The sequence below is a fragment of the Caulobacter sp. P1_D6 genome (genome assembly GCF_056406095.1).
The window spans coordinates 21,545-47,349 of the sequence record NZ_JBFUAW010000049.1 but is presented as its reverse complement, the minus strand read 5'-3'; the positions used below and the strand labels follow the sequence as shown (position 1 = coordinate 47,349).

The following is a 25,805-nucleotide window of genomic DNA, read 5'->3' as shown; positions in this document are numbered from 1 at the left end:
GACGTCCGGCCGCCGCCAGACCTCGGACGGCCGGTCGCGCAGGGCGGCCAGGGTCGGGACGGCGGTGTCGCGGCGGGGCGCCGGACGCCGTGGATCGTGCGAAGCCGGTTCCGGCTCCGCCGCCGTCGCGGGGGGCCGAGCGGGCATGTCGTCCAGCCGGGCCGGAGGCCAGGCCGCAGGATCACTGTTCAAGGACAGCGGCGCCTCGCCCGTCTCCGCCAATTGAGACGTCCGTTCGGCCACGTGCGCCAGCCAGTGGGCCGGCGCGCCCGGATACCGGTCGGCCAAGGCGGCCATGACCGGGTCCGGAGTCGGCGCGGATCGATCCTCGGAGGCGCGCTCCAGGGCCTGGGCCAACGAGCGGGCCAGGGCGGCCATGGCAATCAGCCAACCCGACAACAGGCGGCGGAGGGCCATGGTCTAGGCTCGGGTCAGGGTGTCGAACGACAGCTTGAGTTCCTCGATCGCCACTTCGCGGCCGAGGGCGTCGAACGACACGCCGCTCCATTCACAAGGCCAGGCGTTGTCGAGGTTCCAGCGCAGGACCTCGGCGGTGCCCTTCACGTCCATCATCGCGATCGAGATGTTGCGGCGGGGCGTCCCGCCGGCCAGGACCTCCTTGAGCCAGTCCCACAGCGCGGGCGTCTTGGTCAGGCCGTAGCGCAGCGTGACCTCGGCGTATTCGACGGGTCCGGGCAGGGTGCGGACGATCTGGCCGCTGCCGGACTCGCGGTAGCGGATCGGATGGATCCGCACGCCCAGGCCGAAACACTCGGTGAACCGGACATCGCCCATCTCGCGGGACGAGAGCATGAAGTTGTAGTTGCGATAGACATCGGGCAGAGCGCCAACCTTGGGCGCCGCCGCTGCTTCTTCTGGCTTGGCCATGACGGATCCTCTCTAAGGTTTGGGGTCAGGCGGTTTCGACGGTGGATCCGACCGCCGTCTGGCCGATGCGGAAGATGACGAACTCGGCGGGCTTCACCGGCGCGATGCCGATGACCACCACCACTTGGCCGGCGTCGACCACCTCGGGCGGGTTGGTCTCGGCGTCGCACTTGACGAAGAAGGCGTCCTCGGGCCGGGCCCCGGCCAGGGCGCCCTGACGCCACAACAGGGTCAGGAAGGCGCCGACGTCGCGCTGGATGTCCTTCCACAGCGGACCGGCGTTGGGCTCGAACACCACCCAGCGCGTGCTGATGGCGATCGACTCCTCGATCATGTTGAACAGCCGGCGGACGTTCAGGTAGCGCCAGTTGCTGGCGCTGGGCGCCAGGGTCCGGGCGCCCCAGACCCGCACGCCTTCGCGGGTGAAGAAGCGGATGCAGTTGACGCCGACCGGATTGAGCACGTCCTGCTCGGCCCGCGACAGCATCTGGGTCAGGCCTTCGGCGCCGCGGATCGTGACGTTGGCCGGGGCCTTATGCACGCCGCGCTCGCTGTCGGTGCGAGCGTAGATGCCGGCCATGTGGCCCGAGGGCGGGATCTGGGCCAGGGCGTCCGGATCGATCGCGTCGCGGCCCTTCAGCCAGGGGAAATAGTAGGCGCCGTAGCCGCCGTCGGAGTCCCGAGCGCGCAGGCCGGGCTTGGGCCCCTTGCCGCGGGCCGGCGTCGCGGTCGTGTCGCCGTCGGCGGCCGGGGTCGTGGGCGGGGCGGCGCTGCCGTCGGCGGCGCGGGTCAGCACCTCGACGTCATCCACGCGGGGTGGCCCGTCCAGGATCGCCACGCGGTCCTTCAGCGACTCCGCGGCGTCCAGCAAGGCGCCATGCGCGGCCGCATCGGTTCGTCCCGGCGCGGCGATGATGGCGATCTCGTCGATGGCCGCCAGGGCGTCGAGCCCCCTGCCCTTGCCGGCGATCGCGCCGTCGGCCTTGGTGTTGACCACGTAGCAGCGCGAGCCGCCGTTCAGGAAGAAGCCATAGACGGCGTTGGCCAGGTCGGTGCCCTTGTCGCCGTCGCGCACATAGCGTCGCCGGAACTCGCTCCAGTTGTTGATCGCGATGGCCTCGTCGACGAGGGCGTCGGGGTTGGGCGCGGTTCCCACGAACCCGGCCACCGAAGTGCCCACCGCCTCGATCGGGCGTGTTCCAGAGTCGATCTCCTCGACGTAAACGCCGGGGCTCAAATAGGACGGCATGTCAAATCTCCAGCGGTAAACGAAGGATCACGGGGCTTCCGGTTTCGACCTCGCTGTCCATCTCGACCCCACGGGCCCGGACATTGAGGCGGACAGGCCGGCCCTTGCCGCCCACGGGACCGTGGAGGCGAAAGCGGCCGAAGGCGTCGGTCTGGGCGGAGCGATCGAGGCCCTCTAGGCGCACCACGGCGCCGGCCACCGGGGTGTCGCCGGGGCCCAGGACCGAGCCCTGCAGAACGCCGAGCTCGCCCGACACGATGTTGAGCGGGAAACGAACCAGCCCCGCCCGCTCGGCAGGGCGGCTCCGGGCGATCGAGACCATGGTCCGCAGCACGAAGCCCGGTCCCGGCGGCAGGCTGAGATCGGCGCAGAGCTTCAGCGCGTCACGATCCAGGACCACCTCGGTCTCGTCGTGCTCCATCGCCGCGAACAGCAGGCGCACGGCGCCCGTCTGTTCGACGATCGGGTCGGCGGCGCGGACGGTGAGCAGGTAGTCGACCGTCAGGATCAGCGGCGGCGAGGCCGCGCGGGGGGCCGCGTGGGGGGCCAGGCCGATCAGGCGAAGGTCGACCCCTTCACCGCAGTCGCGATCGCTCAGGGACCGGGCGACCACGGCGCGGCCCGGCAGGACCTCTTGGGTCCAACCGATCAATTCGCGCGTCGTTTCCTCCAGCCCTTCAGCCATTTTCTGATCGCTCCCCCGGGTACAACCCAAAGACGTCCAACCATACTAAGTCCGAATTTTAACAAATGAAAAGCTCAGATTTCATCGTTTTCCGAATATGATTTTCCACGTCATCGAGATTCATGTACGCGAATTCCCATGGTACCTACGCGCCAATCTCGGGCTTATCGAAAATACACAATGTGAACTGATCACCGAATACTTGGCACTTTTTGCCATAGACAGCTATAAAATTACTACGCACAGAGCGATTAGGTTCGACAATATGCGATCATATATCGACAGGTAACTATATTACCGCCAAACTCTATTTATAATAGCGAACGAAATACCTCATAATCGCTAAACTAGAAATAAACGTAATAGTTGCAGGTCAACGCCGTCAAAGCCAAGGCTTCGACGCCGTGAGAGCCTCGGCGGCCGCTCAACCGCCACCCAGCTCCGGACCAGCGTCGACGGACCGAGCGCCACGCCCTCCACGAGCTTCCGAAGGCCAAGGGCGGGCAGTCCCGCGCGACGGAGACCGCCGCCACGCCATGCCGGATTCAGCCCCGACGAGAGGCCGCGACCGCCGGCCGCGAACCGCTCGTCAGCCCCGGTTCTCCTCTCGCCAGTAGAAGAAGAGCAACACCGCCATGGCCCCGGCCAACGGATGCCAGAGCATGCCGTGCGGCTGGAAGAAGGCGTTCGGATCGCACATCGGCCCGCCGGTCTGCGACAGCGCCCAGAAGATGGTCGCGGCGATGATGCAGCCCACGGCCAGCCACCAGAGCAGGATGGTGTTCCACCGCCCCTGCCAGGGCTTGCCCTCTCGCACGCAGGCCCAGATCTCGAGCGCCAGGTAGGCGGCCACCAGGGCGATGATCAGGATCAGCGACTTGAACTCCCACTGCCAAAGGGCGTGGAGGATCACGAAGACCACGACCGTGATCGGATAGAAGACCCAGAACACCCAGTCGGCGGGGACGATCCGCCGCAGGGTGTAGAACACCAGGAACGCCGCGTAGATGTACATCGACAGCCCGTCGAAGTTGCCCGCCCAGCCGATGATCGAGGCGTGGAACCACATGCTGCCCAGGCCCAAGAACAGCACCGCGAAGACATATAGGTCGGCGATGAAGTTGTCGGACCGCATGACGTTCTCGCCGCGCGCGCCGTCCTTGCGATCCAGATAGAGCATCAGGGCCACCAGGGCGGCGGTCAGGATCGAATAGAGGTTGAACCAGGTGTTGACCGGCTGTCGGACGCCGTTTGCGTGCGACGTCACGTCGCCGACGTTGAACGCCTCGCAGAAGCATGTGTTGGGCGTCGTGGCCATGCAGCTGTCGGGACTGCCCGGCCAGCCGGCGGCGACGAAGATCAGGAACGGCAGCAGGACCAGGACGACCCCTGCCCCCAGCACGATGAAACCGCGATAAGCGCTCATGGTCCCTCCTCGAGAATCCAGATGGACGCGGAACTCCCCCGGAAAACCTCGGGGCGCACTGACACCGGCGACGACGCCGGGCGGATAGGAGGCGAACGCCGTTCCGCACTCTCGCCGGGCGCGAAACGCTGTCGCCCAGCGCGCGATCTCCAGATGGAGCCTAGCCCACGGCCAAGCTTGCGCGCATTTGGAGAATGACGAGAAAGCTGAACCTATAGGTAGAGCTTAACAGACCTTGGCGATCCGTCCATACGGGATTTCTCCGGACCCCGGCGAGCCGCCTCGGCCGCTGTCGATGGGCGCGCGGAGCGGTGGAAAGCGCATCGTAAGCCCGCGTTAACGCGGGCGCGGTCTACTCTGCGTTAACTATGATTCGAGAGGACCGCCGGATGCTAGCCGAGCCTGTCGCCCCCGCCGGCGCCGTCGGAGCAGACCTCATCGCCGCCGGACGCGCGGCGCTGGAAGCCGGCGACGCGACCGCGGCGGCGGAGGCTTTTCTAGCCGTCGCCAAGGCGCAGCCGGCCGATCACGAAAGCCGGTACTGGCTCTACAGCGCCCTGGTGGCGGCCGGCCAAGGCGCCTCGGCGCGGCCTTTTCTCGACGAAGCGCGCGACCTGCACGCGACGTCGCTGCTGCGCGGCTTGGGCGTCGACACCCAACGCTTCCGGACCGACAAGGCCTATTGCGGCGCCGTGGGGCTGGCTCTCTACGAGCAGCAGCAGATGGGCGCGGCGAGCCTGGCCCTGGGCCGCAGCCTCGACTTCGATCGGCTCTCCAGCCAGCACATCGCCTCCTACGGACTTGCCCTGCTTCACCAGGGCCGCACGGACGAAGCGATCAACGTCTTCCAGGTCGCCACCGACTCGTTCGTCAGTTCGGTGATCCACGAGTTCCTCCTGTACGCGCTGTTCCACGCCCCCGACCGGATGCAGCGGGTGGCGGACGAGGCGCGACGCTGGGCCGACCAGTACGCGGCCCACCTGACGCCGGCCGAGCCGCGCTTCGAGAACGACCGCAACCCCGGCCGCAGATTGCGGATCGGCTATGTCGGCCCCAGCTTCACCCGCAACCAGGTGGCCCAGTTCCTGCTGCCCGTGCTGGACGCGCATGACCAGGCCGCCGTGGAGGTGTTTCTCTACTGCGCCGACCCCGCCGGCGAAGGCGCGCTGCCGCTGGGCTGCAAGGTGCGCGGCCTGGGGCAGATGGCCGACGCCGACGTCGCCGCCCTGATCCGCAAGGACAGGATCGACATCCTGATCGACGTCTGGGGCCACACCGCCGGCAGCCGCCTGGGCGTCTTCGCCTACCGCCCGGCGCCCGTCCAGGTCGCCTGGATCAACTTCGTCCAGACGACCGGCATGGCCTGCATGGACTACATCCTCCATGCCGACAGCATGGCGGTGCCGGGATCGGAGCGGTACTACACCGAGGAGATCTGGCCGATCGGCCCGATCGTGGCCCCCAGTCGCCCGTCGGCGGATCGGCTGGACCCGGTCCCGACTCCGGCCCTGAAGAACGGCTATGTCACCTTCGGTTCGTTCAACAATCCCGCCAAGCTGAGCGAGATCACCATCGCCGCCTGGGCGGTGATCCTCAGCCAGCGGCCCAACGATCGCCTGGTTCTGAAGTATGGCACCTTCGTCGATCCGGTCTTGCAGCGCGTGACCCAGGCCCGCTTCGTCGCCTACGGCGCGCGGCCCGAGCAGCTGGAGTTCCGCGGCCGCACGACCGGCGTCGACTATTGCCGCGAATTCCAGGACATCGACCTGGCTCTGGATCCTTCGCCCTGCCCCGGCGGCACCACCTCGTGCGACGCCCTGGCCAACGGCGTGCCGCTGCTCACCCAGGTGGGCGAGGACCTGTACGGCCGCATCGGCGTGCCGGTGGTCCAGCCCTGCGGCCTGTCCGAATTGATCGCCGACGGTTGGGACGACTATGTGGGCCGGGCCCTGTCTCTCACCGCGGACCATGAGGCCCTGAACGCCCTGCGCGCCAAGGTGCGGCCGGGTTTCGACAATTCGCCCTACTGCGACGAGGTCGGCTTCACCCGCAATCTCGAGGCGACGTTCCGGCAGATGTTCGATCGCTGGCTGGCGGCGAAATGAGCGCGGGGTCGGAACGGGTCATCGAGGTCGAATGCGACCTGCGCGACGGGGTCATCGTCCCGCGCATGGAGCACACCGAGATCGTCGACCGGGTCATGGACCGGGGCCAGCTGCTCATGCTCAAGCGGGTCTTCCCCTACGACCAGGTCGCCGAGCTGCGCGCGGCGGTGGCCGCCTGGGGGCGCGAGACGCCGCTGGCCGAGGTCGACGACTTCGCCGGCAACTATCATCGTCGCCGCTGCATGATCTCGCGCCTGCAACAGGCGCCGCACGTCTTCCACGACTACAATTTCAACGACCTTTCCCTCGCGCCGTCGGCGCTGGAAGCCAAGCTGCGCGCGCTGTTCGAGCCCCTGCGCGGCCTCTACAACGCCCTGACCGGGGCCGGCGTCGACTTCGAGATCCCGGCCTCGGGGCCGTATGTCCATCCGCAGTTGATCCAGTACCCGGCCGGCGGCGGCTTCTTCGCGCGCCACTGGCACAACCTGATGCCCCAGCAGCTGGGCTTCATCACGTCGCTGTCGCAGCGCGGGAAGGACTTCCGCAACGGCGGCACCTGTTTCGAGATCGAGGGCGAGGTGATCGATCTCGAGACGCATCAGGACGCCGGCGACATCTGCATCTGGCGCTATGACCATCACCACTGGGTCAGCCAGTCCGATCTCAGGGACAAGTTCGACTGGGACAGCGAGGCGGGTCGCTGGGTGGCGACCTTCGCCTATTTCGATCCACGCGGGTAAGGCGGCTTCGATGACGACCGAGATTAAAGCCAGCAAGTACCGCTGCCCGTCCTGCGCCGGGGCCGATTTCGTGACCAGCGTCACCCGATGGCAGTGCACGACCTGCGGCCAGGACTACGCCTGCGTCTACGGCATGCCCAAGCTCTATGCCGAGGATCGGCTGGGAGCCCAGGACCGCAAGCTGCGCGACACCTTCTACGACGGGCTGTTCGGGCGCCTCTATCAGATCACCATGCCGGCCATCGTCATGCCGGTGCGGCCGCTGGCCCTGTCCTGGCCCTACTGGATCGCCTACGGGGTGACGATCCTCGGCCTGGTGTTCCTCGTGGTCGGGCTGATCGCGGCCCTGGCGTCCGGCGCGTTGCTGACGGCTTTGGTCCTGGCCGTTCCGCTGGTGCTGGCGGGACTGCTCCTCAGCCGGCAAAGCTATCTGCTGCACCTGCTGTGGACCGCCGCCCCGGTCTGGCTGTCGCTGTCGCGCCGCCCCTATACGCCGCCGGAGTCATTCGCCGCCGTCCACGAGCGGGTGCTGGCGCCGCTGCGCACGGCCGGTCGCCGGCTGCAGGTGCTGGACGTGTCCACCGGCTCCTGCAACTCGCTCTACAAGCACGGCTGGATGTCGCTGGACGCCGACTACACGGCCATCGACCTGTCCGAGACCATGCTCAAGCAGGGCAGCGAGATGATGAGCAAGGCGGGCGTGGCGGTCGACCTGGTGCTGGGCGACGCCATGGAGCTGCCGTTCCAGGACGACCGCTTCGACGTGGTGACGAGCTACGGCGCGGTGAACGGCCTGACCGATCCGGTCAAGGCCATCGCCGAGATGGCCCGCGTGGCCAAGCCCGGCGGCGTGCTGCTGTTCCTCGACGAGCAGATCAGCGACGGGGCCACGCCCCTGGACCGCGCCTACTTCCACAAGGTGCTGTCGAGCCACAACGTCATCCACCGCTGCCCGGTGGAGAGCCTGCCCGCCAGCCTGACCGACGTGCGCGTCTCGCAGGTCTACCAGTTCTACTACATCTGCACGGCCACCAAGGCCGGCTGACCCTCGAAGGGGCGGACGGGGCTTTACGCCGCGAGGTGTACGAACATCGCGCCGCCGGCCACGAAGTGGCGCTGGACCCGTGACCCGTAGGCGGCGATGGCCCGGTCGGCGACCTTGCGCGGACCGTCGCCGTGCGGCCAGTGATAGTCGTCGAAGATCACCCAGCCGCCCGGCGCCACCAGCGGACCCCAGAGGGCGAAGTCCTCGGCCACGGCGGCCTCGTCGTGGTTGCCGTCCAGGTGCAGGACGGCGATCGACCCGGTCAAGGCCGTCGACCCGAACTCCGGCGAGGTGGCCGTGCGCGTCTCGACATAGCGCTTGTGGGCGTCGACCGAGGTCATGCGCAGATAGTTGAAGTCGCCCGCCGTGCAGGCCAGCATGGCCAGCAGGAAGCCGGTGCGGACCTGCTCCCAGTCCCAGCCGCCGGACGCTTCCTGGATCAGCACCGGGGCGTCGGTCTGCACCGAAAGGCCCAGGTCCCAGGGGTCGACGCACAGGGTCGCGCCCACGCCGCAATAGGCGCCCACGCGGTTGAACACATAGCTGCTCTTGCCGAACAGGGCCCCGATCTCGACGATGTCGCCCTTGGGGGCCAGGGGCACGACGCCGCAGATCGCCAGGATCTTCTCGCGCGAGCATTCGCCATGGATGGTCTCGGCCTGGGCCAGGATCCCGCCGACCAATTCGGCCGGCAGGGACGAGGGCCGCCCGGCGATGGATGCGATGGTCTCCAGCCCCGCGCGGCCGTCGGCCAAGGCCGCGCTCACCCGGTCCATCTGGCGCTTGAACGGCCCCGGCCCCATCAACCGCAGGCCCGGCAGGCGCTCGGGCAAGGCCTGCTCGAACAGGTGGAAGGTGGCGGCGTGCGGCGTGAAGAGGTCGGTGATCCCCTCGCGGGCGACCAGCGCCCGCAGGGCCTCGAAGAAGTCGGGCGCGCCGATGAACGGCAGCCGCCCCCAGGCGTCGAACGCCCCTGCGTTGGGGTCCACGTCCAGCGACGAGGCGCCGACGACGCGACGGCCCCACTGGCGGGCTTCGCGGGCGAACCGGGCCGCGGCCTCGAGGGCCGAGGGGAAGACGAGGATGGTCATGCGTCCTCCAGGACGGAACAGCCGACGCCGGTCTGGCCGAAGCCGTCGCCATTGTGGAACATGATTTTGCGGCCGTCGGCGATCACGACGGCGGGATAGGACATGGTGGCGCTGTTCCAGCCCTCGGCGGCCGGCTTGAGGCCTTCCGGATCGGGCTGGCGGACCCAGGTCTCGCCGTCGGTCGAGGTGGCGTAGCCGATCCGGTACGAACCCGCCCCGTCGCGGTAGCCGATGCTGTTGCGATACGAGAACCACATCTCGTAGCCGTCGGCCGTCCGCACCACCGACGGCCGCGTGTTGGCCTCCAGCGGGTCCAGCTTGGGAATGCAGGCGTGGTTGAGCTGCCGCCAGACCAGGCCGTCGTCCGAGCGGGCCAGCTTGATCTGGTAGGTCGGCTCGAACTTGCCGTCGATCTCGACCCAGCCGGTGCCCGAACCGTACCACATGGTCCAGATCCCGTTCTCGATCAGGATGTTGGGGGCCATGGTCATGTAGGGCTCGTGCGGGGTGCGGTCGACGACCGGCCCCTCGAAGGCGCGCTCGAAGGTCAGCCCCCCATCGCGGCTGCGCGCCAGCCCCACCGACATCCGGTAGGGCACGTTGCCGCCGCGGCTGACGCCGCCGTAGTAGAGCCACATCTCGTCGCCGACCATCATCGCCTGGCTGCCGATCGCCCCGTCCTCGTCATGGGTCCCGGGCCTACCGAGACCCAGGACGGGCTGGTCGTGGACGTACAGCACCCGGGTGGGGTCGGCGCGGTCGCAGTCGAAGAAGCTGGTGCGGCTGCGGTTGTCGGCGTCGCGCGTGCCGTAGTAGACGCGGATACGGTCGCCCATCACCAGGGCGGCCGGCGCCTGGGCGTGGGTCTTGGACCAGTCGAACACGCCGCTGGGGACGAAGATCGCGCCGAGTTGCTTCCAGCCCATCGGACCGCTCACCCTTGCCAATAGTCTTTGGCGGCCAGCAGGGCCCGATAGTCGTCGCTGGTCACGCCCACCATGATGCGGTCCCAGAACCGGCCGCCGCGGAAGTACCAGTCGCGCTGACGGCCCTCTTCCTTCCAGCCGCACTTGCCGCAATAGACCCCGGTCGAGGCCTCGTTATAGGCGATCATCGAGCCGTCCAGGCGACGCAGGCCCAGTTCGTCGAAGGCATAGCGCATGGTGGCCATGATCACGTCCACGCCGACGCCGCGGCCCCGCATGTTCGGGTCGCCGATCATCATGCCGTGGAAGGCGTTCTTGTTCTTCCAGTCGATGTCCACGACGTTGGCCGTGCCGACCAGCCCGTCGCCCGGAACCTCGATCGCGAAACGCTGGTTCAGGGGATCGCCGGCCAGACGCTCGAACCACTGCTCCGTCTGACGCAGCGAGGTGGGAAAGTGCCAGCCGCCGAGCATGGACCAAAGGTCGGGATCGTTGCCCCACCGGTGCAGGGTCGGCAGGTCCGCCGCCTCGATGGCGCGCAGCGTGACGATCTTACCCTTGATGTTCATTGGCCCTGCTCCACCTTGCGCGGTCCCCGGTAGGCGGGGAAGAAGCCGCTGTCCACAGTGTCGATGCTGAGCGCCTGATACGCTTCGGCGTCGAGCACCGCGCCGCACAGCCGCGCGGGCGCGACCGTGTTGGCGAACCCCCTCTTGAACCGCACCAGCCCGTCCTCGGGATTGTCGTTCATGCCGGCACCGCCGCCGAAATTGATCACCCGGCAGTCGACCAGGGTTTGCACCGCCAGGTCGTTGACGGCGTAGGCCGCTCCGGCGGCGTAGCCTTCGGCCGCCGACGCCGCCAGGTGGCTCATCGCATGGTCCTGGTGGGTGACGAACACGTGGGCCGACACCATCCGGTCGTCGATGAAGGCCGCGAAGGTCCGCACCCCCGGCAGGACGGCCAGCAGGGCGTGGTGCTCCGGCGGAAAGACGTGGGCGCCGCCCAGGCCGTGGCGGGCGGCCAGCTCGCCATAGAGCGCCTTCCAGGCCGGCAGGTGGTCGGCCAGGGCGATCTGCGAGGCAACGACCCGACCCAGCGCGCGCTTGATCTCGTAGCGATGGTGCTTGCCGTAGGCGAGCGGACCAAGGTCCCGGTCGAGGATCTGATGGGACTTGAACGGCCGCGCCATGTCGAAGGCCGCTTCCAGCGCCGCCGACGGCGGGCCCAGCCGATCTTCCGCCACCAGCACCACCGAAACCAGACCCGCCGCCTTCAGTCGCGCCAGTCCGGCGGCCAGGTCGGCTTCGTCCGAGATCACGGTGACCGGATAGACGCCGACCGCGTCCTCCCGCGTTCCGCAAGGCGTGGCGCGCGCCAGGACCCACGCGTCCCATTCGGGCACGGCGACGGGCCGCCCGATATGGCCGAGAGCGGCGGCATAGTCGGCGCGGGCATAGGGATGGGTCATCGCAGGAGATCGTTCGCCAGATCGGCGATTCGCTCCATAGCCGCCGCGTCGTAGCGGTGGTCGCAGGGCAGGGTGATAAGTTCGCGGGTCCAGGCGGCTTCGCGCGGAAAGTCAGCGGGCGGGGCGGCGATCCGGGGCCAGTGCACGGCGGCGAACACCCGGTGGGCGTGCAGGCCGGTCAGCAGCCGGTCGCGTGGCTCGGGCTCCAGGCGCAGGACATAGCCGAGCGGCGGCGCGCCCGGATCGGCGGGCAACGCCGACCAGGCCCGAAGGCGACGGTCGAGGACGGCCCAGTTGGCGCGGCGCGGCTCGGCCAGGTCGGCCAGGGCGACGTCGGCCAGGATCGCCAGGCTCCGGCGGGTCATGGCCTGGTCGCACACCGCCATGGCCCCTTCCTTGGACTGGTTGGCCGCATGCCAGGCGGCGTTAGCGCGGCCTTCCGGATCGTCCGCCCGCAAGAGCGGCGCGCGCCAGAGGGCGGCCGCGTCTGCCGCCGTCGTCGGCTGGGGTCCACGGGTCTGCGCGTCCGGCGCGACCAGCAGTCCGCCGTCGGCCACGCCCAGCAGCTTGCGGGGGCTGAACAGCAGCCAGGTGCCGGGGATCGGCGGTCCGGCGTTCAGGGCCTGGGCGCGGTCCTCCACGATCCGCAGGTCGGGCCGCAGGGCGGCGAAGGCTCGCGTCTCGGGCCCGAACGGCAGGCCGAAATGGGCGACGAACACGACCACGTCGCCGGGCTGGGCCTCGGCTTCGATCGCCGTCAGATCAGGCTTGAAGCCGTCCAGCACCGGATAGAACCGCGTGCGCGCCGCCAGGGTCGGGTCCAGCAGGTCGCCGCAGACGAAGGCGGGCAGCCAGATCGTGACCGTCGGCCAGGTCCGCGTCAGGGCCGAGAAGGCCGAGCGGGCGTTGACGAAGGCGCTGTAGGGACGCCCCCCGGTCCAGGCGACGAGCAGGCTAGGCTCGCCAACCGCCGCGTCAGGAGGGTGACGCTCGAAGAACCCGCCGACCGGCCGGGGAAGCGGTCCGGTTGGCGCGCCGGCGGCGGTCACCGGGCGGTGTACCCGCCGTCGACGAGATAGGTTCCCCCGTGACAGGATCCGGACTCGTCGCCGCACAGGAAGGCGGCCATCTGGGCCACTTCCTCGACCGAAACGTACTTCTGCAGCGGCAGCGACTTAGCCGCGTCCGGACGTCCGGCCGCCCGGGCCGGGTCGCGGGCCGAAAGCGCCGCATCGAGCCGGCGCATCATGTTCGAGGCGATCGGTCCCGGGCACACGGCGTTGACCCGCACCCCGTGGGGTCCGGCCTCCAGGGCCGCCGAGCGCACCAGGCCGATCACCGCGTGCTTGCTGGCCGTGTAAGCGCCGAGGAACGGACCGCCGACCACGCCGGAAATCGACGACAGGGCCACGATGCTGCCCGCGCCCTGCGGCTTCATCACCCGCAGGCAGGCCTGCATCCAGTTGAGACAGCCCTTCACATTGACCGCCATGACCTGGTCGAAGGCGTCGTCGTCGATGTCCTCGATCGGAGCGACGGGACCTTCGACGCCCGCGGCCAGCACCGCCGCGTCGATGCGGCCAAAGCGGTCCAGGGCGCCGCGCAACGCCGCTTCCACGGCCGCGCGGTCGGTGACGTCGGCGGCCTGGAACTCGACGTCCGGCCGAGCCAGGAAGTCGGCCGGCGGCGGGACGCGGTCGCTCATGACCACCCGGGCGCCGCGTCGAAGGAACAGATCGGCGCAGGCCTGGCCCACGTCGCCGGCGGCGCCGGTGATCAGAATGGTGCGGCCCGCCAGACTCGACATCTAGGCGGCGGCCAGGGCGCGGCCCAAGGCGGCGGCGATGCGGCGGATCTCGGGCACGCCGAGATCGATGGCGAAGGGCAGGCCCAGGACCGAGCCGCCCAGACGGTCGGTCTGGCTGAGGTCGCCGCGGCCGCAGTCGGCGAAGGCCGGACTGATGTGGCAGCCTCGTCCCCACCACTGGCGGGTCCCCACGCCTTCGGCCTCCAGCGCCGCGGCGACAGCGGCGGCCGAGCCGTCCGGCAGGCGGACGTTGCAGACGCTGGTCACCCATTCCGAACCCCAGCCGGGCTGGAAGCGGACCTGCGGCTGGTCGATCAGGCTGATGCGCAGGTGCTGGGCGGCGCGGGCGAACTGCAGGCGATCGGTCTCCCAGCAATCGAGCGCGGCGAGGCCCACGGCCCCGGCGTACTCGGAAAGCTTGGCGTTGGTGGCCGGAACCTGGCTCTCGCGGCTGCCGTGGAAGCCGAAAGTGGACAGCCGGCGCACGCGTAGGGCCAGGTCCGCGTCGTCGGTGACCAGGAAGCCGCCCTCGCCCAGGCCCAGCGCCTTGGTGGCGTGCAGGCTGACGACGGCGGGCAGGTCGGCGTCGCGCAGGGCGTCGAAGGCGGCGGCAGCGTCCAGGAGCACCGGGACGCCGGTCTCGTCGCGGAAGGCGCGCCAGGCCGCCAAGTCGCCGAGGCTGCCGAAGGCGCAGACCGGGATCGCCGCGACGAGTTGCTCGCGCACGGCGGTCGGCAGGTCGGCGATCGCTTCGGGCCGCATCATCCAGCTGTCGGGGTCGACATCGACGAACCATGGCCGAAGACCCGCCTGCATCACCGCATGGGCGGTGGCCACGAAGGTCCAGGCCGGAATGGCGACATAGCCGCCCGGCGTCAGGTCCATGGCGCTCAGCGTCAGGGTCAGGGCCTGGGTGGCGTTGGCGATCGTCACCACCTCGGCTCCGGCCGGGAAGCGCGCGGCGAGGCGGGCTTCGAACTCGGTCAGCAGGGGTCCGAAGTTGGAGTACCAACGCGCGGCGTCGATTCGTTTCAAATACGGGAAAATCGTCTCGGCCGACGGCAGACGGGGACGGGCCACCGGCACGGTCGCCAGAACCGTCGGCTCCGCATTCGTCCTTGCTCTCTGAACTAACAAAACAGTTCCTCCCGACGTCCCGGCCAGAGCACCATCACATGGTTAACGGCGCGTTAGGGGCCGGCGCCGCGTTGCCGGACCGGCCAAGGCTTCGGACCACGGGCGCGGGCGCGTCGGCGGCGGCCCTGGATCGTCGCCCCCGAAAGTCACCCGATAATAGATTGAATTATCTATGATATTCTCCGTCTTAAGCCGCCATCAGCGCTGAAGCCCCTCGCCGTTGGGACAAATGGCCGCGCCGCGGCCCGATAGAAAAGTCGTCGCGGCCCGCTGTGGGTTCGCCGTTGTCGTGCGTCATGCACGGTGAGACAAAACGCTAGAACCCGGGCTCACGCCCATTGGGCGGAATCGTGCGACCAGCCATCGAACCAGACCTCAATAGACTGGACCGACGCTATCGACCCGCGTTGATGGCGTTCTTCATGCGTCGCGCCGCCAGCCACAGCGACGCCGAGGACATGACCCAGGAGCTGTTCGCCAAGCTGGCCACGGCCCAATCCGGTCCACGAGGGGCCGGCGAAATGGACAACGCCGACGCCTACATCTTCCAGATGGCCGCCAACCTGCTGCGCGACCGGGGCCGGCGCGAGCGTGTGCGGGCCAACTACCGCGCCAGCGTCCATGCCGGCGCGGTGGACCTCGAGCCGCTGGATCCGGCCCGCGTGCTGCTGGGCCGCGAAAGCCTGGGCGAGGTGTCGGACGCCCTGCGCGAACTGCCCGACCGCACCCGCGCCATCTTTCTTCTGTTCCGTCTGGAAGGCATGAAGCAATCCGAACTCGCCGCCCTGTACGGCGTCTCCGTCAGCGCGGTGCAGAAGCACATCTTCAAGGCCATGACCCATCTGACCCGACGCGTGAGGGCCGGCGAATGACCGTCCTGTCTTCCGAAGAGCGGCTGGACGCCGCCCGCGAGCAGGCCGCCCTGTGGTGCGTGCGCCTGGCCGACGACGAACTGACCCAAGTCGAGCAGGCTCGGCTGCAAGCCTGGTTCGACGCCGACGAGGCCCATCGCGGCCTGCTGGACGACGCCGTCACCGCCTGGCGCGCCGTCGAGGAACAGGCCGCCAGCCCCGGCATGATCGCGCTTCGTCGCGAGGCGCTGGAAGACCTGCGCCGCGCCCAGCACGGTCGCTGGGCCCGCCCGGGCCGGCGCCCGGCGATCTGGACCGCCCTGGCCGCCTGCCTGGTCGTCGCCGTCGGAGCCGGGTTCGCCTGGCGCGCCGGCCTGCCCGACGTCTACCGCACCACCGAGGGCGAGCGGCGGATCGTCGAGCTGGCCGACGGCTCGCGCGCCTCGCTCGACAGCGCCACGGTGCTGAAGGTCAAGTACGAGCGCGGCCGCCGCCGGCTGTGGCTGGACAGCGGCCGGGCCAAGTTCTCGGTCGCCAAGGACCCGCTGCGCCCGTTCTCGGTGGCGGCCGGCGACAAGCTGGTGGTGGCCACCGGCACGGTGTTCAGCGTCGAGCGCCTGACCGGCCAGATGCGCGTGGTGCTGTACGAGGGCCATGTGGCGGTGCTGGACGACAAGACCGGCCGCGCCGACACGGCCGTGCCGGTCAGGATCGGCGGCGCGCCCGCCGACCGACTGCTGACCCCCGACCACGAGCTGGTGACCTCCACCAAGACCAACGCCACCGTCGTCAGCCAGCTGGATCCGGTCCGCGCCAAGGCCTGGGAAAACGGCCAACTGGTCTTCCAGGACGAGCCCATGGACCTGGCCGTCGAGCGGGTGAACCGCTACGCCCGCGACAAGCTGAAGATCGGCGATCCCGGCGTCGCCCAGCTGCGGATCAGCGGGGTGTTCACCTCGGGCGACACCGGCGCCTTCGTCGACGGGGTGACGGCCGTGCTGCCGGTCCACGCGGTTGCGGCCAATGGCGTGACCGTGCTGAAAATCGACCGCGGACAAAAAAATTCCGCGCCGGCCGGTGTGTCTTCGACGAGCTGAGGCGTCTCACTTTCCAAAGCGCCGCAATCAACGTCGGCGCATAGGGAGGGAAGACAATGCGCAGATCGTTCGACCGTCGCCTGGGCCATCGCCTGATTGGGGGCTCCACCGCCGCCGCGGCCCTGATGCTGCTAGCCGCCCCCGCGGCCGTCCATGCCCAGCAGACGAGAGGGGCCGCCTACAGCTTCGACATTCCCGCCCAGGACCTGAGCAGCGCCCTGCGCGCCTTCGGCCAGGCTTCCGGCCAGCAGTTGGCGTTTGACGAGGCCAGCGTGCGTGGCAAGCGCGCTCCGGCCCTGACCGGCGCCTACACCGCCGAGGCCGGCCTCAAGCGCCTGCTGAACGGCACGGGCCTCAGCGCCCAGCCCACCGCCAGCGGCGTCTACGCCATCCGCGCCAAGACCCTGCTGGTCGCCACCAGCGCCCAGAGCCAGGCCGCGCCCGCCACGGCCGTCGAGCCCGAACCCGAAACCCCGGCCCAGGTCGAGGAGGTGATCGTGGTCGGCACCCCCGGCGGCAAGGGCATCGACAAGCTGGCCGCCAGCTTCGCGGTCACCACCGTCAACGCCGACGACATCACCAAGGCTTCGCCCAAGAGCACCGCCGAACTGCTGACCCTGGTGCCCGGCGTCTGGGTCGAGACCTCGGGCGGCGTGGCCGGCGCCAACGTCTTCGTGCGCGGCTTCCCCGCCACCGGCGACGCCGAGTTCCTGACCATCCAGCTGCAGGGCTCGCCGATCTATCCGCCCTCGACCCTGTCGTTCCTGGAGAACAGCTCGATCTTCCGGGTCGACGAGACGATCTCGCGGATGGAGGCCCTGCGCGGCGGCCCCAACCCGATCTTCTCCAACGGTCAGCCGGGTCTGACCACCAACTTCCAGCTCAAGGAAGGCGGCGAGGAGACCCATGGCCTGATCAAGCTCTCGACCTCCGACTACGACCTGCGCCGCATCGACGGTCTGCTCAGCGGCAAGCTGGCCGACGACCTCTATTTCATGGTCGGCGGCTACGCGACCACCTCGCCGGGCGTGCGCGACACCCAGTTCGACAGCGAGGTCGGCCAGCAGTTCACCGTCAACATCACCAAGCGGATGGAGCACGGGAAGATCAACCTGTACGCCCGCTACACAGACGATCACGGCGCCTGGTACCTACCGTTCGCGATCAACGTGCCCGGCGTCGACAAGGGGACTTACACCCAGATCGGCCAGGCCAGCCGCTTCCACACCCTGCAGATCAACGCCGCCGGGACGACCCGGAACTTCGACCTGGCCGACGGCCGCGGCTTCAAGGGCTACATCGTCGGCGGCGGGTTCGAGCACGAGTTCGGCGACGGCTGGACGGTGCGCGACCGCTTCAGCCTGACCGACGGCGACGCCAACACCTACGGCCTGGTGCCGGACGGCGCGGCGATCACGGTGGCCTCGCTCAATACGGTCGTGCCGGGCGCGATCACCACGCGCGGCGGCGCGACCCTGGGCGCCAACGACTACGTCCAGAACTGGGGCGCCTGGATCGTCGAGAAGAAGATCAAGGCCGTGACCAACGACCTGTCGATCGGCAAGACGGTCGGGACCCACCAGCTGTCGGCCGGCTACTACGCCTCCAGCTTCAAGTCCGACGACTTCTGGACGATCGGCAATGTCGAACCGATGCAGGTCAAGGCCAACGGCGACTACCTGGCCGCCCCGGTCGCCTGCGCCGACCTGGCCACGGCCGGCAGCACCTCCAGCTGCTTCAAGTTCGGCCTGACCTCGGCCGGCGACGGACGGGTGGACGCGCTGTACCTGGCCGACTCCTGGCAGGTGTCCGATCCCCTGCGCGTCGACCTGGGCGTGCGCCGCGAGCGGTTCCAGACCGACTACGTGGTCGACGACGGTCCCGGTTTCCCCGACGGCCTGGCCCTGCGCACCACCGACTACAGCAACAGCAAGACCAGCTACACGGTCGGGGTGAACTACGACATCAACAGCGTGTCGGGCGTGTTCGGCCGCTATTCGCGCGGCTACAAATTCCCCAGCTTCGACAACTTCCGCGAAGGCCTGACCGACACCCTGTCGGTCGACCAGTACGAGCTGGGCTACAAGCTGCGCAGCGGGCCGTTCGAGCTCTACGCCACCGGCTTCGCCAACGAGTTCAAGGGCGCCAAGTTCGCCGACGTCGGCGGCATCCAGGAGAGCAACAGCAACAAGGCCCACGGCGTCGAACTGGACGGCCGCTGGCGCTCGGACTTCGGGCTGTCCCTGGCCCTGAACGGCACTTGGCAGAAGACCGAGATCACCAAGTCGTCGATCCCGGCCAACAAGGGCAACAGCGCCCAGCGCCAGCCCGACTGGATGATCCGCTTCACCCCCAGCTACGACGTGACCCTGGGCTCGGTGGAGTCGACCTTCTACGGCACGGTCAGCGCGGTGGACGACCGCTTCGCCGACAACGCCAACACCCAGGTGCTGAAGGGCTACACCAAGATCGATCTGGGCGCGATCTTCGACGTCGCCGACTTCACCGTCCAGGTCTCGGCCGACAACCTCACCGACAGCCACGGCCTGACCGAGGGCGACCCGCGCTCGACCAGCGGGGCCAACGCCCGCCCGATCCTGGGCCGGTCGTTCAAGGTCAGCGTCGGCTACAACTTCTGACCGGTCCCAGTCCGGTCGGGATCCGCCGGGGCCCGCATGGCCTCGGACCCGATCCGCGCTTTTCCCGTTCTTGAGTTCGAGCGATTTCTGAAGCCGCTCATTCCGCGAACGCCGGATGAGCGGACATGTGGAGGACCCGTCGTGAAGCACCGCCCCCTGCTCGCCTCCGCCATCTGGCTCGCCCTGTCCGCCCCAGCCTTCGCCCAGACCGCGCCCTCCAAGGCCAGCGAGGTCCCCTCCCCCGCCGACACCTATGCCGAGCTGTTCCACCAGGTGCAGATGCGCAAGCTGTTCCCGGACGGGAAGACCTTCGTCGACGCCAAGCCCAGGCGCCCGCCCGAGCAGATCCTGGCCGCCTACCGCGCCCACGCCGCCTTCAGCGACGCCGAGCTGAAGCGGTTCGTGCGGACCAACTTCGACGTGCCGGAAGCCGCGCCCCCGCCCCCGCAGTCCAAGGACCGCACCACGCTGAAGGCCCACGTCGCCGCCTTGTGGCCGGTGCTGACCCGGCCGCCGGTCAAGGCCGTCCCAGGCGACAGCGCCCTGGCCCTGGACAAGCCGTTCGTGGTGCCCGGCGGGCGCTTCCGCGAGATGTACTACTGGGACAGCTATTTCACGATGCTGGGCCTGGCCGCCGACGGCCGGCAGGACGCCGTCGAGAACATGGTCGACGATTTCGGCGGGCTGATCGACCGCTACGGCCACATCCCCAACGGCACGCGCACCTACTATCTCAGCCGCTCGCAGCCGCCGTTCTACTTCGCCATGGTCGGTCTGGCTGACAAGACGGACAAGGCGCGGTTCAAGCAGCGCCTGGACCTGATGCGTCGGGAGCACGCCTTCTGGATGGACGGCGAGAAGGCCCTGGCGCCTGGCCAGGCCCACCGTCGCGTGGTGGCCTTGCCCAACGGGGCGGTGCTCAACCGCTACGCCGACGACCGGACCACGCCGCGCGACGAGTCCTATCGCGAAGACGTGCTGACCGCCCGCGAGGTCACGAACCGTCCGGCCGGCGAGGTGTTCCGCGATCTACGCTCGGGCGCCGAGAGCGGCTGGGACTACAGCTCGCGCTGGATGGCCGACGGCAGGAGCCTGAAGACCATCCAGACCACCGCGATCATTCCCGTCGACCTCAACGCGCTGATGTACGGCCTCGAGACGGCGATCGCCCAGGGCTGCGCCGAGCTGACGGACGCCCCCTGCGTCGCCGAGTTCAGCGGTCGCGCCAAGGCCCGCCAGGCGGCGATGGACGCCTACCTCTGGGACGCCCCGCGCGGCCTATATCTCGACTACCAGTGGCGCGATCGGACGCGGCTGGACCACCCCAGCGCCGCGACCCTCTATCCGCTGTTCGTCGGGGCCGCGAGCCCGGACCAGGCCAGAGCCGTGGCGGCCGCGACACGCGCCCTGCTGCTGGCCCCTGGCGGGCTGCGCACCACCACCGTCGCGACCAGTCAGCAGTGGGACACGCCCAATGGCTGGGCCCCGCTGCAGTGGATCGCCGTCTCGGGCCTGCGCCGCTACGGCGAGGAGGCCCTGGCCGAGGAGATCGGCCGGCGCTGGTTGGCCACCGTCGACCGCGAATACCGCGCCAGCGGCAAGATGCTGGAGAAGTACGACGTCGAGGAGGCCAAGGCCGGGGGCGGCGGCGAGTACCCGTTGCAGGACGGCTTCGGCTGGACCAACGGCGTGACGCGGGCGCTTCTGGACCTCTATCCCTCTCCGTAAGGGGTCGGGCTATCGCCACTCGCTCATCGACCGATAATTCGCCTATCGGAAGCTGTTCGCTCCAGGCAACTTTTCCTGAAATTGTCTTTGCATTCGCGGGGAAGAGGTCGCCGCGTTCCGCGCTCTGAATCCATGCAACCCTCTTCGACCGAATACGCTTAGCTCCCGAGCGCTTTTGGACGATCGCGACCGACCGCGGCCGCGCGCCTGCGAGCGCGCCGACGTCGCCACCGAGAAACCGCTGATCAAAGCGGAAGTTCAGTTGCTTGGGGAGGAGTGCATGTATCGGCGCCAAACCCTTCGTGCCCTGTTGCTGGCCGGTTGCAGTTGCTTCGCCGTTCCAGCCTGGGCCCAGACGGCGTCGACGCCGCCGCCCACGGTCAACGCGCCCCCGGCGCAGGCCTCCGACACGAGCGACGGGCAAACCGCCGTCAGCGAGGTCATCGTCACGGGCCTGACCTCGCGCAACCGCCCGCTGATCACGGCCTCGGCGGACATCACCCTGGCGAGCCGCGCCGACATCGAACGCAAGGCGCCGCGCTCGACCGCCGACCTGCTGGAGCTGGTGCCCGGCATCTTCGTCGAAGGCACCGCGGGCGAGGTCTCGAACAACTATTCGGTGCGCGGCCTGCAAGGCGGCGGCCAGCGCTTCATCCAGCTGCAGGAAGACGGCCTTCCGGTCATCTACCAGGGCGGCGGCGCGGACTTCTTCTTCTCCGAGGACGTGACCATCGACCGGCTCGAGGCGGTGAAGGGCGGCACCTCGGGCATCCTGACCGTCAACGGGGCCGGCGCGACGATCAACTTCATCTCGCGCAAGCCGAGCTTCGACAAACCCGAAGGGATCGTGCGGCTCACGGGCTATAATTACGGCCTCAAGCGCGGCGACTTCTACTACTCGGCGCCGATCGCCAACAATCTCGCGTTCAATGTCGGCGGCTATGTCCAGAGCAGCCCGGGCGTGCGCGACAACCCGTTCGACTATGAGGGCTATCGCCTCAAGGCGATGCTGGAATACCGCTTCGACGAGGGGGGCTATCTGCGCGTCACCGGCAAGATCGGCGACATGAAGAACGCCTATTACGCCGACCAGCCCTACGCCTACAGCAACGGCGAGCCCGGCGGCATCCCCGGGCTGGACACCCAGTTCGGCAACATCGGCGGCGACGCCTTCAATCGCATCTCCGTTCCGGTCTCGACCTTCGTCGAGAGCGACGGGTTCCGGGATTTCCGGCTCAGCCAGGGCGTGCGGGTCAAGACCAAGCAGTTGCGCGTCGACTTCGAAAGGCCGCTCAGCGACAGCCTCGAGATCTTCGCCCGGGCCCGCTATCTGGACCTGAAGGACGACTTCAACGGCATCTTCCCGGGCTCGGGCACGGGCAATGCGGGCCTGACCAGTGCGGTGAACTATCTGACGCCCGGCGCGGCCTCGCCGATCAACAACCTGCTCACCGCGGGCCTGGCCGCCTATCCGGCCACCGTGCGCTTCGGCGCCAAGAACCTGCGCACCGGCGTGGTCATCCCGTCGAACGACGTCGCGACCCTGAACGCCCTGAACGGCAACGGCTTCCTGCAGGAGACGACGCTCAACCACGACTACCAGTCGGGCCACGACTTCGGCGCCAACATCGGCGCGCGTTGGGAATACCAGGGCGACGGGTTCAAGAACTCGCTGACCGGCGGCGTCCAGTACTACGACGTCAGCCGCCGCCAGAACCAGTCGGCTGTGGCGACCGTGGTCAACGACGTGCGCACCAACAGCGACATCTATGACATCGTCTCGCTCGACGCGAACAACCAGGTCATCGGCGTGCTGAGCGACAACGGACTGGTGTCCTACGGCGACTGGGGCGCGGGCATGCGCCGGCGCACGGACAAGTCGGTGTCGCTGTACGCCAACGACGAGCTGGCGATCGGCGAGAAGATCCACATCGACGGCGGCGTGCGCTGGGAAAGCGACAAGGCGCGGTACCTCGAGGGCAACGCCGCCGCCGTCAACCAGCCGGTGCAGCCGGGCGTGATCGGCGTCGTGCGCACCGTGGGCTCGACCTTCGACGGCACCTACACCGAGACCCGCCGGACGCAGGACAAGGTCGCCTGGACGATCGGGGCCAGCTACCTGTTCACCCCGCACTTCTCGGTCTACGGCCGCTACGCCAACGGCTTCCAGACCAACAACACCGATCCGATCACCAAGATCGAGCTGTACGAGGCGGGCGTGCGCTTCGAGTACGGCCGGGTCTTCAGCGGTTCGGCGACGGTGTTCCGGACCAATTTCGACAACCAGTTCTACAACTTCATCGACCCGTCCGACCCCACGCAGCAGACCAGCTTCCTGGCCGATCTCAGGACGAAGGGGGTGGAGGTGGACGCCGTCGTGCGGCCCGTCGAATGGTTCTCGGTCAATGTCTCGGGCGTGATCCAGGATCCGACCCTCAACAACCTGACCCTGAACGGCGTGCCGCAGCCGACCTATGACGGCAATCGCCCGGAACGGACGCCGGCGCGGCTCTACACGATCATGCCGGTGATCAAGCTGCCCAACGGCAAGGGCGAGATCTATGCCCGCTACAAGTACGTCGGCAAGGTCTACGCGGACTCCGGCAACGGCGTGGCCCTGCCGTCTTATGGCGTGACCAGCGCGGGCGTCACCTACAATCTGAAGGACAATCTTCAGGTCAATTTCAACGTCGACAACATCTTCGACGAGATCGGCCTGACCGAGGGCAATCCGCGCCAGGGTCAGACCCAGAACGCGTCCTCCGGCTACTTCTACGCCCGCGGCATCGTGGGCAGGACCTATGGCGGTTCGCTGACGATGCGCTTCTAGGATGATCAGCGCGCTAGGAAGGACCGCCGCCGGCGTTCTGCTGGCGCTGGCGATCTCGGGCCCGGCCTTCGCCAGGCCGGACGTGGCCTATCGGCTGACCGAGGGGCAGAACCTCAACGCCTTCGTCCGCGACGGCGCGGTGGCCGCGCACCTGCTGCTGCGCAACGGCGCCGATCCGCGCATCCTCGTCGCCTTTCCCGCCGGCAACAGCGGGGTGGGCGTGTGGTTCGAGCCCATCGCGCGACCCGCCACGTGGAGGCTGGACCGCCCGCCCCAGCCCGTCCGGCGCGGCGCGCTCAGCGGCGTCGTGGCCGCCGCCAGCATCGATACGCCCCGGCTGGTCGCCAAGCAGGCGGTGCTCTCCAACGTGCGTTTCCTGCGGGACTACCAGTCGGTGGGTCGCTTTCCGCCCGAGGTCGCGGCCGAGCCCAGGATCGACGGCGACACGATCACCTGGCGCCGCGCGCGGCTGGGCGGCGCGCCCGGCTACGAACTGACCGTCCGGGTCGTCGGCGGGCGCATCGACCGGGGCGTCATGGTCGCGGGGGCGGACGGGCGGATCGCGCTGGAGATCACGGCCCTGACCGGCGACGCCCCTCTGACGCCGATCCCTACCGGCCAGTTGCTCAACGCCCAGGCGGCCGCCGATCCGGGCGCGCGCAACGCCCTGGCCTTCCTCAGCTATCGCGAAAAGTTCCTGGCGGGGTCCTGGCGGTTCAACACCTATTTCGGCCGCGACACCCTGATGTCGCTGCGACTGCTGATGCCCGCCCTGCAGCCGGCGGCCGTCGAGGCGGGCCTCAATTCGGTGCTGGCCCGGCTGTCGCCCGACGGCGAGGTCGCCCACGAGGAAGGCGTCGGCGAGTTCGCCATCGTCCAGAACCGCAAGGCCGGACGCGACGGCGACGCGGCCGAGCTGGACTACGGGATGATCGACGACGACTACATGCTGGGCGTCGTCGCGGCCGACTACCTGCTGGGGCCTGGGCGGACGCGGGCCCGGACCTGGCTGGCCCAGCCGTTGAAGAGCGAGGGCCGGCCCGGAGTCCGCGATCCGGCCGGCGCCATGCTGGTGGACAACCTGCGCTTCGTCCTGGGCCAAGGCCGAGGCTTCGCCGCCGCCCCGTCCGTCCGCACGCTAATCGCCATCAAGCCCGACCGGAAGACCGGCGAGTGGCGCGACAGCGAGGACGGACTCGGCGGCGGGGTCTATCCCTACGACGTCAACGCCGCTCTCGCCCCGGCGGCGATCGAGGCGGCCGACCGCCTGTTCCGCGCCGGCCTGCTGGACCCCTACCTTTCGGCCGAGGACCGCGCGCTGTTCGCCGACGCGGGGCGCATGGCCAAGGTCTGGCGCGCCAAGGCCGCGCCGCTGTTCCAGGTCGAGCGGCCGAACGCCGAAGCGGCCGCGTCGATCCGGTCCTACGCCGACAGCCTCGGCGTTCCCGCCGGCCCCGCCCTGCGTTCCCTCGGCCGGCGGCCCCTGGTGTTCCACGCCATCTCGCTGGACTCGACGGGCACGCCCGCGCCGATCGTCAATTCGGACGAGGGCTTCGAGCTTCTGTTCGGCCGTCCCTCGGCGGCGGATCTCGACACCTATGTCACCGCGATCACCCGCCCCTTCCCGGCGGGCTTGATGACCGACATCGGCCTGGTCGTCGCCAACCCCGCCTTCGCCGGCCGCGAGGTCCAGGCGCGCTTCACCCCGGCCGCCTATCACGGAGCCGTGGTCTGGTCCTGGCACCAGGCGCTGCTGGCCGCCGGCCTGGAGCGGCAGCTGGCCCGCTGCGATCTGCCCGCGCCGGTGCGCGCGAGGCTGGCGGCCGCCCAGGCCGACCTGTGGCGCGCGATCGGGGCGGCCCGCTCGGTCCAGAGTTCGGAGCTCTGGTCCTGGGCTTTCCGCGACGGCCGCTACCAGATCGTGCCGTTCGGCGCCGGCAAGGCCGATGTCGACGAGTCGAACGCCGCGCAGTTGTGGAGCACCGTCTATCTGGCGGTGCGCCCACCCCGATCGCCGACGGCCAAGGCCCCGACAAGGGCGTTCGCGGCGACGCCCGAATGGACCGGTTGTCGCCGATAGCCCAGCGCGC

At 69.1% G+C, this 25,805-nt stretch carries 21 protein-coding genes; 9 read left to right on the top strand and 12 right to left on the bottom strand.

Translation table 11 applies throughout. The features are described 5' to 3' along the window. The 5 genes from AC1DYP_RS22280 to AC1DYP_RS22260 form a co-directional block, all read right to left on the bottom strand. Nucleotides 1-417: hypothetical protein (locus tag AC1DYP_RS22280; RefSeq protein WP_477048177.1), on the bottom strand; the 417-nt coding region annotated here is incomplete at its 3' end. Nucleotides 418-420: 3 nt separating this feature from the next. Next, entirely contained in the window at nucleotides 421-888 is a 468-nt protein-coding gene (locus AC1DYP_RS22275) for a phage tail protein (RefSeq protein WP_477035278.1), read from the bottom strand. A gap of 25 nt (nucleotides 889-913) precedes the next feature. Next, the gene (locus AC1DYP_RS22270) at nucleotides 914-2,137 is read right to left on the bottom strand and encodes a phage tail sheath family protein (RefSeq protein WP_477048176.1); all 1,224 of its coding nucleotides are present in this window, start codon (nucleotides 2,135-2,137) and stop codon (nucleotides 914-916) included. A gap of 1 nt (nucleotide 2,138) precedes the next feature. After that, entirely contained in the window at nucleotides 2,139-2,822 is a 684-nt protein-coding gene (locus AC1DYP_RS22265; RefSeq protein WP_477035276.1) for a carboxypeptidase-like regulatory domain-containing protein, read from the bottom strand. 589 nt (nucleotides 2,823-3,411) lie between these two features. Further along, complete coding sequence (locus AC1DYP_RS22260) at nucleotides 3,412-4,248, bottom strand: hypothetical protein (RefSeq protein ID WP_477048175.1); 837 nt, start codon at nucleotides 4,246-4,248, stop codon at nucleotides 3,412-3,414. A 389-nt stretch (nucleotides 4,249-4,637) separates the two neighbouring features. Here AC1DYP_RS22260 and AC1DYP_RS22255 point away from each other — a divergent pair, with 389 nt between their 5' ends. Genes AC1DYP_RS22255 through AC1DYP_RS22245 form a run of 3 tightly spaced genes read left to right on the top strand, consistent with a single transcriptional unit; the run spans nucleotide 4,638 to nucleotide 8,138 of the window. Next, nucleotides 4,638-6,353, top strand: a complete 1,716-nt coding sequence (locus AC1DYP_RS22255) for an O-linked N-acetylglucosamine transferase, SPINDLY family protein (protein WP_477048174.1) — start codon at nucleotides 4,638-4,640, stop codon at nucleotides 6,351-6,353. Next, the gene (locus AC1DYP_RS22250) at nucleotides 6,350-7,093 is read left to right on the top strand and encodes a hypothetical protein (protein ID WP_477048173.1); all 744 of its coding nucleotides are present in this window, start codon (nucleotides 6,350-6,352) and stop codon (nucleotides 7,091-7,093) included. Before AC1DYP_RS22255 ends, AC1DYP_RS22250 begins: the two co-directional genes overlap by 4 nt. Before the next feature lie 10 nt (nucleotides 7,094-7,103). Beyond that, complete coding sequence (locus AC1DYP_RS22245) at nucleotides 7,104-8,138, top strand: class I SAM-dependent methyltransferase (protein ID WP_477048172.1); 1,035 nt, start codon at nucleotides 7,104-7,106, stop codon at nucleotides 8,136-8,138. Between the two features lie 23 nt (nucleotides 8,139-8,161). Here the strand turns inward: AC1DYP_RS22245 and AC1DYP_RS22240 are convergent, their stop codons facing one another. The 7 genes from AC1DYP_RS22240 to AC1DYP_RS22210 are packed head-to-tail and all read right to left on the bottom strand — an operon-like array spanning nucleotide 8,162 to nucleotide 14,513. Then, a complete protein-coding gene (locus tag AC1DYP_RS22240; protein ID WP_477048171.1) occupies nucleotides 8,162-9,229 on the bottom strand; it encodes a class I SAM-dependent methyltransferase in 1,068 nt (355 codons plus the stop codon). Then, nucleotides 9,226-10,155: a hypothetical protein gene (locus AC1DYP_RS22235; RefSeq protein ID WP_477048170.1), complete on the bottom strand. Its 930-nt coding sequence runs from the start codon at nucleotides 10,153-10,155 to the stop codon at nucleotides 9,226-9,228. The genes AC1DYP_RS22240 and AC1DYP_RS22235 overlap by 4 nt, the downstream gene beginning before the upstream one ends. 8 nt (nucleotides 10,156-10,163) lie before the next feature. After that, nucleotides 10,164-10,724, bottom strand: a complete 561-nt coding sequence (locus tag AC1DYP_RS22230; protein WP_477048169.1) for a GNAT family N-acetyltransferase — start codon at nucleotides 10,722-10,724, stop codon at nucleotides 10,164-10,166. After that, nucleotides 10,721-11,626: a hypothetical protein gene (locus tag AC1DYP_RS22225; protein WP_477048168.1), complete on the bottom strand. Its 906-nt coding sequence runs from the start codon at nucleotides 11,624-11,626 to the stop codon at nucleotides 10,721-10,723. Before AC1DYP_RS22225 ends, AC1DYP_RS22230 begins: the two co-directional genes overlap by 4 nt. Next, nucleotides 11,623-12,675, bottom strand: coding sequence for an aspartate aminotransferase family protein (locus AC1DYP_RS22220; RefSeq protein ID WP_477048167.1), 1,053 nt, complete (start codon nucleotides 12,673-12,675; stop codon nucleotides 11,623-11,625). Before AC1DYP_RS22220 ends, AC1DYP_RS22225 begins: the two co-directional genes overlap by 4 nt. Next, nucleotides 12,672-13,433, bottom strand: coding sequence for an SDR family NAD(P)-dependent oxidoreductase (locus AC1DYP_RS22215; RefSeq protein WP_477048166.1), 762 nt, complete (start codon nucleotides 13,431-13,433; stop codon nucleotides 12,672-12,674). Before AC1DYP_RS22215 ends, AC1DYP_RS22220 begins: the two co-directional genes overlap by 4 nt. Beyond that, nucleotides 13,434-14,513, bottom strand: coding sequence for a DegT/DnrJ/EryC1/StrS family aminotransferase (locus AC1DYP_RS22210; RefSeq protein WP_477048165.1), 1,080 nt, complete (start codon nucleotides 14,511-14,513; stop codon nucleotides 13,434-13,436). A 407-nt stretch (nucleotides 14,514-14,920) separates the two neighbouring features. Here AC1DYP_RS22210 and AC1DYP_RS22205 point away from each other — a divergent pair, with 407 nt between their 5' ends. From AC1DYP_RS22205 to AC1DYP_RS22180, 6 genes are all read left to right on the top strand, one after another. Beyond that, nucleotides 14,921-15,442: an RNA polymerase sigma factor gene (locus AC1DYP_RS22205; RefSeq protein WP_477035264.1), complete on the top strand. Its 522-nt coding sequence runs from the start codon at nucleotides 14,921-14,923 to the stop codon at nucleotides 15,440-15,442. Continuing rightward, nucleotides 15,439-16,518 carry a FecR family protein gene (locus tag AC1DYP_RS22200; protein WP_477048164.1) on the top strand — a complete coding sequence of 360 codons (1,080 nt, stop codon included), beginning with the start codon at nucleotides 15,439-15,441 and terminating at the stop codon, nucleotides 16,516-16,518. The genes AC1DYP_RS22205 and AC1DYP_RS22200 overlap by 4 nt, the downstream gene beginning before the upstream one ends. 56 nt (nucleotides 16,519-16,574) lie before the next feature. Next, nucleotides 16,575-19,157, top strand: coding sequence for a TonB-dependent receptor (locus AC1DYP_RS22195; protein WP_477048163.1), 2,583 nt, complete (start codon nucleotides 16,575-16,577; stop codon nucleotides 19,155-19,157). Nucleotides 19,158-19,298: 141 nt separating this feature from the next. Further along, on the top strand, nucleotides 19,299-20,885 hold the full coding sequence (treF, locus tag AC1DYP_RS22190) for an alpha,alpha-trehalase TreF (protein WP_477048162.1): 1,587 nt from the start codon (nucleotides 19,299-19,301) through the stop codon (nucleotides 20,883-20,885). Between the two features lie 280 nt (nucleotides 20,886-21,165). After that, nucleotides 21,166-23,715, top strand: coding sequence for a TonB-dependent receptor (locus AC1DYP_RS22185; protein WP_477048161.1), 2,550 nt, complete (start codon nucleotides 21,166-21,168; stop codon nucleotides 23,713-23,715). A gap of 1 nt (nucleotide 23,716) precedes the next feature. Continuing rightward, on the top strand, nucleotides 23,717-25,795 hold the full coding sequence (locus AC1DYP_RS22180; RefSeq protein ID WP_477048160.1) for a hypothetical protein: 2,079 nt from the start codon (nucleotides 23,717-23,719) through the stop codon (nucleotides 25,793-25,795). The last annotated feature ends 10 nt before the right edge of the window (nucleotides 25,796-25,805 follow it).

Excerpts from the sequence above, each read along its gene's own strand:
- AC1DYP_RS22275 (WP_477035278.1), bottom strand. The coding sequence starts at position 888 with ATGGCCAAGCCAGAAGAAGCAGCGGCGGCGCCCAAGGTTGGCGCTCTG.
- AC1DYP_RS22270 (WP_477048176.1), bottom strand. The coding sequence starts at position 2,137 with ATGCCGTCCTATTTGAGCCCCGGCGTTTACGTCGAGGAGATCGACTCT.
- AC1DYP_RS22265 (WP_477035276.1), bottom strand. The coding sequence starts at position 2,822 with ATGGCTGAAGGGCTGGAGGAAACGACGCGCGAATTGATCGGTTGGACC.
- AC1DYP_RS22260 (WP_477048175.1), bottom strand. The coding sequence starts at position 4,248 with ATGAGCGCTTATCGCGGTTTCATCGTGCTGGGGGCAGGGGTCGTCCTG.
- AC1DYP_RS22255 (WP_477048174.1), top strand. The coding sequence starts at position 4,638 with ATGCTAGCCGAGCCTGTCGCCCCCGCCGGCGCCGTCGGAGCAGACCTC.
- AC1DYP_RS22250 (WP_477048173.1), top strand. The coding sequence starts at position 6,350 with ATGAGCGCGGGGTCGGAACGGGTCATCGAGGTCGAATGCGACCTGCGC.
- AC1DYP_RS22245 (WP_477048172.1), top strand. The coding sequence starts at position 7,104 with ATGACGACCGAGATTAAAGCCAGCAAGTACCGCTGCCCGTCCTGCGCC.
- AC1DYP_RS22240 (WP_477048171.1), bottom strand. The coding sequence starts at position 9,229 with ATGACCATCCTCGTCTTCCCCTCGGCCCTCGAGGCCGCGGCCCGGTTC.
- AC1DYP_RS22235 (WP_477048170.1), bottom strand. The coding sequence starts at position 10,155 with ATGGGCTGGAAGCAACTCGGCGCGATCTTCGTCCCCAGCGGCGTGTTC.
- AC1DYP_RS22230 (WP_477048169.1), bottom strand. The coding sequence starts at position 10,724 with ATGAACATCAAGGGTAAGATCGTCACGCTGCGCGCCATCGAGGCGGCG.
- AC1DYP_RS22225 (WP_477048168.1), bottom strand. The coding sequence starts at position 11,626 with ATGACCCATCCCTATGCCCGCGCCGACTATGCCGCCGCTCTCGGCCAT.
- AC1DYP_RS22215 (WP_477048166.1), bottom strand. The coding sequence starts at position 13,433 with ATGTCGAGTCTGGCGGGCCGCACCATTCTGATCACCGGCGCCGCCGGC.
- AC1DYP_RS22200 (WP_477048164.1), top strand. The coding sequence starts at position 15,439 with ATGACCGTCCTGTCTTCCGAAGAGCGGCTGGACGCCGCCCGCGAGCAG.
- AC1DYP_RS22195 (WP_477048163.1), top strand. The coding sequence starts at position 16,575 with ATGCGCAGATCGTTCGACCGTCGCCTGGGCCATCGCCTGATTGGGGGC.
- AC1DYP_RS22185 (WP_477048161.1), top strand. The coding sequence starts at position 21,166 with ATGTATCGGCGCCAAACCCTTCGTGCCCTGTTGCTGGCCGGTTGCAGT.
- AC1DYP_RS22180 (WP_477048160.1), top strand. The coding sequence starts at position 23,717 with ATGATCAGCGCGCTAGGAAGGACCGCCGCCGGCGTTCTGCTGGCGCTG.